Source organism: Paenibacillus sp. 2TAB19 (genome assembly GCF_052115185.1).
In the GTDB taxonomy this organism is placed as follows: domain Bacteria; phylum Bacillota; class Bacilli; order Paenibacillales; family Paenibacillaceae; genus Pristimantibacillus.
Genome location: NZ_JBFRGE010000037.1, coordinates 46,756 through 57,389, shown reverse-complemented (window position 1 = coordinate 57,389; position 10,634 = coordinate 46,756). Strand labels below are relative to the sequence as shown.

Annotated in this window: 12 protein-coding genes and 1 tRNA gene; 2 read left to right on the top strand and 11 right to left on the bottom strand. The window is 49.5% G+C overall.

Going from position 1 to position 10,634, the window contains the following annotated elements; translation table 11 throughout:
- Positions 1–103 precede the first annotated feature (103 nt).
- From AB4Z33_RS17680 to AB4Z33_RS17670, 3 genes are all read right to left on the bottom strand, one after another.
- Positions 104–973, bottom strand: coding sequence for a carbohydrate ABC transporter permease (locus tag AB4Z33_RS17680; protein WP_442051170.1), 870 nt, complete (start codon positions 971–973; stop codon positions 104–106).
- Positions 970–1,896: a carbohydrate ABC transporter permease gene (locus AB4Z33_RS17675; protein ID WP_442051169.1), complete on the bottom strand. Its 927-nt coding sequence runs from the start codon at positions 1,894–1,896 to the stop codon at positions 970–972. Before AB4Z33_RS17675 ends, AB4Z33_RS17680 begins: the two co-directional genes overlap by 4 nt.
- A 71-nt stretch (positions 1,897–1,967) precedes the next feature.
- On the bottom strand, positions 1,968–3,329 hold the full coding sequence (locus tag AB4Z33_RS17670; RefSeq protein ID WP_442051168.1) for an ABC transporter substrate-binding protein: 1,362 nt from the start codon (positions 3,327–3,329) through the stop codon (positions 1,968–1,970).
- A gap of 402 nt (positions 3,330–3,731) precedes the next feature.
- Between AB4Z33_RS17670 and AB4Z33_RS17665 the strand changes: the two genes are divergently transcribed.
- The gene (locus AB4Z33_RS17665) at positions 3,732–4,622 is read left to right on the top strand and encodes an AraC family transcriptional regulator (RefSeq protein WP_442051167.1); all 891 of its coding nucleotides are present in this window, start codon (positions 3,732–3,734) and stop codon (positions 4,620–4,622) included.
- 246 nt (positions 4,623–4,868) lie between these two features.
- Here AB4Z33_RS17665 and AB4Z33_RS17660 read toward each other — a convergent pair whose 3' ends face one another.
- The 4 genes from AB4Z33_RS17660 to nrdR form a co-directional block, all read right to left on the bottom strand.
- The gene (locus tag AB4Z33_RS17660; protein WP_442051166.1) at positions 4,869–5,513 is read right to left on the bottom strand and encodes an S-layer homology domain-containing protein; all 645 of its coding nucleotides are present in this window, start codon (positions 5,511–5,513) and stop codon (positions 4,869–4,871) included.
- 123 nt (positions 5,514–5,636) lie between these two features.
- Positions 5,637–6,023, bottom strand: a complete 387-nt coding sequence (locus tag AB4Z33_RS17655; protein WP_442051165.1) for a hypothetical protein — start codon at positions 6,021–6,023, stop codon at positions 5,637–5,639.
- 586 nt (positions 6,024–6,609) lie between these two features.
- Positions 6,610–6,685, bottom strand: a tRNA-Ala gene (locus AB4Z33_RS17650).
- A gap of 43 nt (positions 6,686–6,728) precedes the next feature.
- On the bottom strand, positions 6,729–7,223 hold the full coding sequence (nrdR, locus tag AB4Z33_RS17645) for a transcriptional regulator NrdR (protein ID WP_337099079.1): 495 nt from the start codon (positions 7,221–7,223) through the stop codon (positions 6,729–6,731).
- A gap of 144 nt (positions 7,224–7,367) precedes the next feature.
- Here nrdR and AB4Z33_RS17640 point away from each other — a divergent pair, with 144 nt between their 5' ends.
- On the top strand, positions 7,368–7,589 hold the full coding sequence (locus AB4Z33_RS17640) for a small, acid-soluble spore protein, alpha/beta type (protein WP_442051164.1): 222 nt from the start codon (positions 7,368–7,370) through the stop codon (positions 7,587–7,589).
- A gap of 89 nt (positions 7,590–7,678) precedes the next feature.
- Here AB4Z33_RS17640 and AB4Z33_RS17635 read toward each other — a convergent pair whose 3' ends face one another.
- The 4 genes from AB4Z33_RS17635 to mutM form a co-directional block, all read right to left on the bottom strand.
- Complete coding sequence (locus AB4Z33_RS17635) at positions 7,679–8,245, bottom strand: lytic transglycosylase domain-containing protein (protein WP_442051163.1); 567 nt, start codon at positions 8,243–8,245, stop codon at positions 7,679–7,681.
- Positions 8,242–8,838, bottom strand: coding sequence for a dephospho-CoA kinase (gene coaE, locus AB4Z33_RS17630; protein WP_442051162.1), 597 nt, complete (start codon positions 8,836–8,838; stop codon positions 8,242–8,244). Before coaE ends, AB4Z33_RS17635 begins: the two co-directional genes overlap by 4 nt.
- Before the next feature lie 16 nt (positions 8,839–8,854).
- Complete coding sequence (locus AB4Z33_RS17625) at positions 8,855–9,580, bottom strand: MntP/YtaF family protein (protein WP_442051161.1); 726 nt, start codon at positions 9,578–9,580, stop codon at positions 8,855–8,857.
- Between the two features lie 176 nt (positions 9,581–9,756).
- Entirely contained in the window at positions 9,757–10,593 is an 837-nt protein-coding gene (gene mutM / locus AB4Z33_RS17620) for a DNA-formamidopyrimidine glycosylase (RefSeq protein ID WP_442051160.1), read from the bottom strand.
- Positions 10,594–10,634: the final 41 nt, after the last annotated feature.

Below are 10,634 nucleotides of genomic sequence, written 5' to 3'. Positions count from 1 at the left end.
GAATCGTTTCCTGGACAGTCTGCCTCACCTTGGGCTGCCAGAATTGATCAATAAGCTTAACATGCATATCGATAATTCTCCTTTCAATAACACAACGACCGGACTAATTTTTCAACCCGGTCATCGTGATTCCCTCTACGAAATACTTTTGACCGATCAGGTAAAAAATGACGCCAGGCGCAAAGGACATGCACGTGGCTGCCATCGTCAGCGACCAGTCTGACTTTAATTGACCTCTAAAGTTGGTAAGCCCGAGCGCTATCGTATATTTGTCGCTCGAATTAATGTAAATCATCTGTTGGAGCAAATCGTTCCATAAGCCGATAAAGATAAACAATGCGACGACGATCATAGCCGGCTTGATCACTGGAATAATAATGCTGAACAAGATGCGGAAGTATCCGGCGCCGTCGATTGTTGCCGCTTGGTCGAGTTCTCTCGGTATGGAAAGAATAAACTGCCGGATCAAAAAGATATTAAAAGCGCCGCCGCCGCAAAAATAAGGCAAAATCAATGGCAGATAGCTGTCGCTTAGCCCTAGACCCCGCGTCCACCCGATATATAGCGGGATGAGCGTTACCATGGCAGGCAATAGCATAGAACCGACGCAAAGAGCCCAGATCAACTGTTTACCTCTAAACCGCAGCCTTGCAAAGGCATATCCGCACAAGGTGGCCGTAAACGTTCCCGCCAAGCAGGAAGGAATGATGATTATCATCGTATTCCATAAATAMTTCCAGAATTTAAATATTTCCAGTGTCTTTTCATAATTGGAGAACAGCCAACTGTCCGGCAACAATGAGGGAGGAAATCTATAAATCTCGGCATTCGTCATCAGAGACGTTCGGAATATCCACCAAATCGGGAAGAGTACGAGTACGGCAAAGAAAATAACGACGGCAAGCGTTAGGAAATTCATAATTCGATCATTGYGTTTTTTGCTCTTTAGTCTGCTATATGCGGCTTCGCTCATTTGTCATCGCCTCCTTCAGAGAAGATCCACCGATTTGACGTTTTGAACAACACGCCGGTAAAGGCGGCAAGGATGGCAAAAATAATAAAGGTCGTCGCACAAGCATAGCCCAACTTGTAATTGACAAAAGCTTGATCGTACATCAGGTAAGTCATGAACCTTGACGAGTTGCCCGGGCCGCCATTAGTCAGAGCAAGGGCTGGCGTAACGATTTGGAGATTGGCGATCAGGCTCATCAGCAAATTGTAAAAGATAATCGGCGTCATGCAGGGCAACGTGATATGCAAGAAACGTTTCCATCCGTTCGCGCCATCCATTTCCGCCGCTTCGTAATAGACGTTCGGAACGTTCTGAAGCCCGGCCAAAAAAATAACGATCAAGTTCCCAGACAGCCAGACCGCAATCATGGAAAGGGATGGGACCACGTAGCTGGAATCTGCAATAAACAGAACTTTATTTAATCCCATTTCGGAAAGGATATAATTGAAAAATCCGAAATTCGCTTCATACAGCCAAGACCACCCTACGTATATGGCTACGGCAGGCAAAACAAACGGCACATAAAATATGGCTCTAAAGAAACCTCTTGCCGGAATTTTTCGGTTCAACATGATTGCGATAAAAAGCGAATAAATCATGCTTCCGACTACCGATAACATGGCGAAGTAGATCGTCGCGATTATCGAATCTTTGATATAAGGATCGGTAGTAAATAGATTGATATAATTATCGAAGCCGATGAATTCCGGTTTGGCCAACCCCGTCCAATTCGTCAAGCTGATCCCGAGCACCCCGACAAGAGGCGCATAGGTCAGAAAGAACAGCCCAAGGAATGCGGGAATCAAACAAATATATGCAACGCGTTGCTCGCTCGAATGTATGCGGGAACGACGTTTCACCGTACGTTTATTGATTGTTTCCATAGCTCGCTCCCCACCTCATGTAGGAAGGATGACCGCCATTTAACGTGATTTGGCGGTCACCCTTCAAACCTTTATTTTTCGCCTTTATTTGCCGCTTTCAAAGCATCGAGATTTTTGGTAATCGCGTCCTTGGCAGTCGTCTTACCGGTCCATACATCCCCAAGAACCGATCCGAGCAAGGTGTTGAACTCCGTCGTATTATTCGTAAAGAACCAGGAAGCCGGTCTCGCTGCGGAGGATTGCGCATAATCGACTACCGCAGACTTGTATTCCTCATACGGAGGGAAGTTCGGATTCTCAACCCATTTGCGGGTGAGCGTCTCGTCCTTATACCACTTATCCAGCACCGGCATCCAAATGCCCGACGAGATGAGTCCCCAGTTGTTTTCTTCGGAACTGTACCATTTGAGCCATTCCATCGCTTCTTCCGGATGCTTGGTTTGGGAGAATACGACATTGGCGCCGCCTGTGTTAAGGGTAATCTTCTCCTTCATGTAAGGCAGTACGGCTACGCCGTAATTAAGTCCTGCTTCCTTAGCCGTGTTCAAGCTCGTTCCTACGTTCCACTGGCCGTTCGTGGCCATGGCGACCGTTCCCGCAATAATCGTGCGCTGAATGCCGTCATCGGTCTGTCCGACGGACAACGGGGCAACATGATCTTTCAAGTACAGATCCGCGACTTTCTGAATCGCTTCTATGCTGGAGTCTTCCCCGATTTTCACTTCTGTGCCGTCAGCGTTATAGTATCCTCCGCCATTGCTGATCGCCCAAGTTTCCAACTGCCATGGCAAGTTCTCGACGGATGCGCCGTATTGGACGATGCCCTGCGGATCGAAGCCATCATCGCCTGGATGTTTGCCGTTCTTGTCATTCGTCAGCTTCTTGGCTGTTGCTACGAATTCATCCCATGTCCATGCTTTATCCAGTGCTGACGGCGGATAAGGTACGTTCGCTTTGTCGAACATGTCTTTGTTGTAGTATAGAAGGAGGATTTCATTGGCAGCCGCATAGGCAACGGGTTTGCCTTTGTATGTGTAGGCCAAGCTATCCAGCGGCTTGCTGTCGCTTCCCTCGTACATAGCGCTTACGTCGTTCAGCATGCCTTGGGAGGACCATTGGATAACGCCGTCTTCCCGCATCATTCCCGTATCCGGCAGTTGCTTTGCCGTTGCAAGCGTATTCAATTTGGTCATGTAGTTCTCCCATGGAATGGCTTGCACTTCCACTTCGATTCTGTCTTGGGTAGCGTTAAACTTGTCAGCTACTTCTTGCGTTTTGCTTCCCTCTTCTGCGCTTCCCCACATCGAGTAAATAATTTTGACTTTCTCATTCTTGGAAGTCGTTTTTGTATCGTCGTTGTTGCTGCAGCCAATGACCCCGAATACCAATGCAGCCGAGAGCAGACCTACACCAAGTCTCTTTCCTGCTTTCATTGCCTCGTTCCCCCTTCATCATTTGAAATAACATTTATGTCTAACCGTTTGACCCGACTCCTTGGACATCCCAAGTTGATAAGTTAAACGTTTAGCATCAACATAACTGCCCTATCCTCAGGCTGTGTCCGTTATACCAGGACACTTTTTTCGGAAAGCGCTTTAATTGAATTGTGACATGAAATATCTTCAAAAAAAACAACATTTTTCAACCTGATTTTTAATATTTACAACCTTAGCAAGACTGCCTCGGAATTTCGATGCACTCCACGGATCACTCCACCGATTTCCCGATACCGGACGATCTGCAGGAAACTCTTTATTTAAACGATGAGTATGTTGTATCATAAAAATAACAACATTTTCTAGATTTATATTCACTTTACATTGGGAGGAACGAGTGTGGATTCTGCGATTCTTCACTTTATCTCGCCGCCGATTCCCTATTTCGTAGATTGCGGATATGCCCATTACGGGGTAGGAGATACCCATATCGACCGGAACTGCATCAGAGTATTCGATCTGATTGTCGTCCGCAAAGGGGTTCTCCCGATCGGCGAGAACGGCCATACCTGGGAAATCAATGAGGGAGAAGGACTCATTCTTCTTCCTGACGGACACCATTACGGCAGCGCCCCCTGCAAGGTAGACACAGAAATCATCTGGATTCATTTTCAAACCTTCGGCAGCTGGCAGATGTGCGGTGACATGGACGAATGTCTCGGTAACCAGCTGAAATTGATCGAGGAACACAAAAATTTAGCGTATCTCAACCATGCCGATGTCTGCTCTATCTTCATTCCGAAGCATATGAAGCTGTCGACGAAGGCCATGGAGGCGCTGGAGACCTTCTTCCAGCAGGAGCACGAGCCGCAGTCGCTTCGAAACTGGAGGCGACAAGCTTCCTTTCAGTTGTTCCTGCAGCACCTGGATCGCGATCTCGCTTCCCCCACGAACGTCACCGCGATTCAGCTCGCCGAGCGGATCGAGTTGTTCATCCGCCAGAACTATGCCAGCGAAATCACGAATTCGGTGCTGCAAAAGAAGATGAACTATCATCCCAATTACCTGGCTAAGGTGATGCTCAAAGTGTACGGTATGACTCCCATGACCTTTCTCCTGTATTACCGGCTCGAACAGTCCAAGCGGCTGCTATTGCAAACTTCCTGGTCTATTGCCCGAATCGCAGATGAGGTCGGCTTCCATCATATCTCGCATTATTCTACCTCCTTCTCCAAGAAAGAAGGCCTCTCTCCCTCGGGCTTCCGCAGCAAATTCGCCAAGGAGCGCTGACCTCTGCTGACGCAGCTTAGTCGACGAGAACTTTAGCTTGATACAGACAAAGCCTGCCTGAGCATATATTTCTCTGCTCAAGCAGGCTTTGCTTATATCTTTTCTATTCAATTGCTCCTAATGCTTAGAGCAGTCTGATGAATACGACAAGCTGACAAATTCCTTCGTCGTCGGCAGCTTCTCAAGTGCAATGACCGCCGCCAGCATACTCGCCATTTCCTCTCGGGATAGCGGCTGATCGGGGCCTCAAGCTTCCGCTTCCACAAAGTCTAATAGTCCATGCTCCTTGGCTATCGCTACCCCGTCGAAATACCACGCGCTTTGCTTTACATCCTCGTATGGCGCTGTGCTGCTTGCAGCTGTACCGCGTCCAAGCGCTCTGACGAGCATAGCGGTGAACTCCGCTCTGGTCATGGATTGATTTGGCGCGTACTGTCCTCCGCCAATACCGGCTACTAATCCTTTCGCCGCTGCAAGCTCGACGAACGATTTGCCCCAATGCTTCTGCACATCGGTGAAGCTCACCGCATTGTCTGCTACAACGTATATGCTGTTGGTGTACGAGCTAATCATCGCGTACCATACGCCATTGATTTGCACCTTCTTCGCTGCAACAAACTCAAGCTTCTTCGATGTTTCATTATAGCGGAACGCACCCCATTGCTCCGGCATGTCAGACATATTCTTCGGCATCGGAATTACTCTGGTCAGCGCTTGGCTGAACCTATCTGCCGTTCCAATGGTTTCGTTTGTCTTGGTATTGATGATTTCAATGCTGAAATCCACAATCGCGCCCCTCGCTTTGCCGTTCGGCAAACCGTTTGCGAACGCCGCTTGAATGTCCTTAACACCGGACTTGTCAGTCAGTGTGATCTTGAAGCTGATATCCACGGCTGTAAGGTTATTAGCGGCAAGTAAATCCTTAAGACCCGGTATAAGCGATGCCAGATTGACTGGTACCTGATAACTGCCGTAGGGAGTCTTTATCTCTATGACGAAGATTTCGTTTTTACGCTACCAGCTGGATAATACTTTTGCCGGAATAGTCACAAAAGCTACGCCTTCCTTAGGCTTTACCTCCAACGTAACGGAAGGCTTCGACGCGTCGATAGTCGACGAATCGAGCGGTTGCCCGTTCAAGTCGATTAGAGGCGAGCCGTTTGACGTTGAGGCGTTTGGCGTTACTGTATTGATATTATTGATTGTGATAATCTCGACCGCTCCGTTGCCGGCTTGATCCTCCGTGTATACTGTATAGACTCCGTTTGAAGTTATGTCAAAGCTGTCTCCAGTCAACAGCGTACCGACGCTTGCAAAAAAGTCTTCTGTCCGCGCACCATTCGTCCACTTCATTTTCACAATATCGCTACCCGTTCCGTCGGTTGCCACTGTTATCTTCACCGATCCCTTGGTCGGCGATGCGCTGAATTGCCTCTTTTCCTGAGCTGACGGGAGAGTTAGCTAAAGGCTTTTTACCTTATTGGAGCCAAGGGGGATATGACTCGCTCTAGCTCGTCTTTTCATTATGGGATGTCCGAATCTTGATTAAATGGCTCACGAGGCTTAGTCGACGAGGACTTTTAGCGGTAGATTCAGACGCCGTGCTCCTCCGCATTCGCTCCGTCCGCGCGGGCTGAACCTCGGGGTTCGCCCCCTTTTTGGCTCTACCAAACAATAAAAAAACCACTTCGGATGAAGTGGTTGAATTTATTGTTTGGTGGAGCCAAGGGGGATACGACTCGCTTGGCTCGTCTATCCAACATGGGATGTCCGAATCTTGATTGAATGGCTGTCGAGGCTTAGTCGACGAGGACTTTTAGCGGTGGATTCAGACGCCGTGCTCCTGCACTTGATGTAATTGCTTCGAAGCATTATCAACCGCTCCGTCCGCGCGGGCGAACCCCAATCTAGGGGTTCATCTCCCMTTGGCTAACCATCATAATAAACAGAAAACCACGTCCGGTGGACGTGGTTGATTTGTTTATTATGGTGGAGCCAAGGGGGATCGAACCCCTGACCTCTTGCATGCCATGCAAGCGCTCTCCCAGCTGAGCTATGGCCCCAAATGACGACAAAGATGATGATAGCATGATGTCGCCAAAATTGTCAATCTATATCTCTTAAGCTGTTCAGTGGGCTGTTCAAAGGGTGCTTGGACAACAGGTTGTTAAGCTCTTTCATGAACATATCGATGTCCTTGAACTGGCGGTACACGGACGCGAAGCGAACGTACGCCACCTCGTCTACAGGGTAGAGCTGGCTCATGACGATCTCGCCGATATCACGGCTCTCTACCTCGGCCAGTGCCGTCGTGCGGAGCTCCTTCTCGACCTCTGAGACAATAACCTCGAGGCGCTCGACTGGAACGGGACGCTTCTCGCAGGCGCGGATAAGTCCGCGCAATATTTTGTCGCGGCTGAATTCCTCGCGGCTGCCGCCTTTTTTGATGACGATAAGCGGTGTTTCCTCAATCATTTCGAACGTCGTAAAGCGGCGGTTGCACTTCTCGCACTCGCGGCGGCGGCGGATCGATTTGTTCTCGTTAGCCGGACGTGAATCTAACACTTTCGTACCTGCGTAATCGCAATAGGGGCACTTCATTGGATTGTTTCCCTCCATTCATCCTGATGCTTTATTTATCATACCGATATCGACTTTAGCTTAAGTTATTCCCATACCTTACCTGTAATGAACTCTAGAATAACGCACATAATACAGTTACCAACCGCAAGGAGGTGAACATACATGAGCGCAAACAGCAGCAACAGCAACCAATTGCTTGTACYACAAGCCACTGCAGCATTGGACCAACTGAAATATGAGGTGGCACAAGAGCTGGGTATTGCCATTCCGCAAGACGGATATTATGGAAACATGGCAACCCGTGACGCAGGCTCGATCGGTGGTTCCATTACTCGTCGCCTGGTGCAAATCGCCGAGCAATCTCTTGCCGGCCAATACAAATAATGATTCATTAAGTTTGTATGAATAACAGAAGCCTTGGGAAGCTCGTCCATGAAGCGGCGAGCCTCTCAAGGCTCATCTTATGTTCTAAGTTAAAAGTCAGGGTACAATTCCTTGTACTTATTATAATAATAAATGACGCGTTGTACATAGTGGCGGGTCTCGCCGTACGGAATTTGCTTCACCGTATCCAGCTTTCCATCCCACTCTCCCGTATTCAGCCATTCACTGACTCTCGTCGGTCCGGCATTATATGCGGCAATTGCAGCGATGGAGTTCTGATCGAACCTTTGATGCAAGGAGCTTAAATACCATGACCCAAGCTCTATGCTAACATCCGCGCGATGCTTGAGCATGTCCTCCGTCACTTCGGTGAATCCTGCCCTCCGAACAACATCCTTAGCCGTATTCGGCATCATCTGCATTAACCCAACAGCGCCTTTATCCGACTGACTGCTTGTTTTGTAATTGGATTCCGTTCGAATAACGGCAGCTACCAAATGAGGCTCCAATCCGTAGTTCGAGGCGCTTGCACGAATATCGTCCTTATAATACACGGGATACATATACTCGCCAAGCCAGTCCGACTTCAAGAAAAGGATAGCGATAAATCCTAGCAATAATACGAGCACAACTCGTTTGCGCAAAAGTACCTTCATAATATTCCCTGACTGCGCCAAAAATCATCGATCTGGCGTTCCGTTTCTGCTAGCGGACCGCTATTGTCGATCACCCAATCTGCGCGTCTTCGCTTCTCTTCAATATCCATCTGCAGCGATATTCGCCGCTTCGCTTCCGTCTCATCCATCTGATTACGCCCCATTAACCGCGTAAGTTGAATCGTCTCAGGTACATAAACGACCATTATACCTTCATATAATGCTTGCTGATTCGTCTCGTATAGCAACGGGACGTCGGCAACAACAAGTGCCCCCGGATTCTGCTCGGCATATGTATGTATTCTGTGCTGCATGCGCTGTCTAATCGCGGGATGCGTGATCGACTCGAGCTTCGCTAACGACGCCTTGTCCTGGAACACAATTGCGCCAAGCGCGGAACGATCCAAGGAGCCGTCCGCCTGAAGTACAGCTTGTCCGAAAGAAGAGGCGATCGCCTCAAGTGCCGGCTCTCCCGGCTGAACAACCTCTCTTGCTACTTGATCGGCATCGACCAGCAGCGCGCCGCGGTGGGCGAGCAGCTGAGCGATGGTGCTTTTGCCGCTGGCTATACCGCCGGTTAATCCGATTATCATTCCATTCACCTCGAAGTTATAACAGCTTCATAATACCCATGATGATCAATAATATCCCTGGAAGGAAGGACAGCGTCTGCATCCCGCGCCAATTCGAGCATTGGAACCCAAACCGGATTCCCCCAAGGAGAAAAATAGCGCTGAATGCAGCGATAATAAGCGCCGTCATTAGAGCAGGCAAACCTATCATCGCGGCGCCAAGCCCTGCGCCGAAAGCATCAAGCGACAAAGCGACACCGAGCATAACGGCCTCCGAGGCCGAGATCGTACCCGACTTATCGACGTCGGCGACCTGTGGCGTACGCAGGATCTGGATGACGAGGCCGAGCCGTTTAAGCTCCACCATCACTACGAGCGCTGTGTTGGAAGCGAGAATACGCTCCGTTGCAGAAGCGGAAGACGTTTCCACAGCCTTATGCTCGATAGTTGCCGCCACTTCCTCCGCATCGGCTGTAGCGCTCTGATCGTCGCGCCCGCGCCTTAATTGGAACAAGGCGAAACCGCCAATCACGATGAGCACGCATGCGCCGATCAAGCGAGCGGCGAACTCGGATAAGTAACCCGACAGCCAGCTTCCTACTTGCATCGATAGCCAAATAATAAGTCCAGAGCAGCAGGCAATAATAAAAACCGATAAAAACGGAATTTTGATTCGCCTCAGCCCGTACGTAACTCCAACGCCAAAACCATCCAAGCTAACTGCAAAAGCGATCACTAACAGTGGAGCCAAATGCGCGAACAACGAATTCCCTCCCCGCATCGCGACTGCCCGGTATTAGCGGCCTATGTCTAGGACAGAAGCCGTTGATACGGGCGATCGCCTATGTTCTCTTAACAAGAACATCATATGCGGATAGCGGATGACGGTGCATAACTGTAAGCCTAGCCGATTAAGCGGCTTATGATACTTCGGTGCAGCTATTCCTTAGGAACGGGCTGACACTTCTCGCATATATGCGTTCCTCTGCCGCCCAGGACGAACTTCTTGATGGGACGCGAGCATACTTTGCAAGGCTCGTCCTTCCTGCCATATACAGAGAATGAATGCTGGAACATGCCCATCTCGCCTTGCCCGTTCACATAGGATCGGATCGACGAGCCGCCCGCCTCGACAGCGCGTCCAAGCGTTGTGCGAATCGCCTCATGCAGCCGTTTCCACTCCGCAGGCTTCAGCGAATTGGCTGATCGCTCCGGATGAATCCGCGCCAAGAACAGCGCCTCATCGACATAAATATTGCCTAACCCGACGATATGCTCTTGATTCAGCAGAAGCGGCTTAATGCTCATCTTGCGTTTATCCAGCTTATCGCGAAGCGCCTGCAGGGTGAACCCCGGCTCTAACGGCTCGATGCCCAGCTTGTTAAGCGGCGCCATCTCGAAGTGCTGCCCAGGCTCGAATAGATGCATCGTTCCGAACTGACGGACATCCTTATAACGAAGCTCTGTGCCATCGTCAAAATGAAAAATGACATGCGTATGCAACGGAGTCGGCTCATCAGCCCCATTAACGCTATAACGCCCCTCCATACGAAGATGCGATACGAGCACCAGACCGTCGAGCATGATTAGCAGAAACTTCCCGCGCCTTTCTACGGTTTGAATCGTATGTCCAGCTAAAGCGGCAGCGAACTGCTCCGGCTCAACAGGACGTTGTATAATACGCGGCAGCTTAACGGTTACGGATTGAATACGTTTGCCCGCGACTAGATCGATCAATGTACGTCTTACGGTTTCTACTTCCGGCAATTCCGGCATTTGTCCTCACCTCGCCATCTATTATAACGCAAATAGAGAGC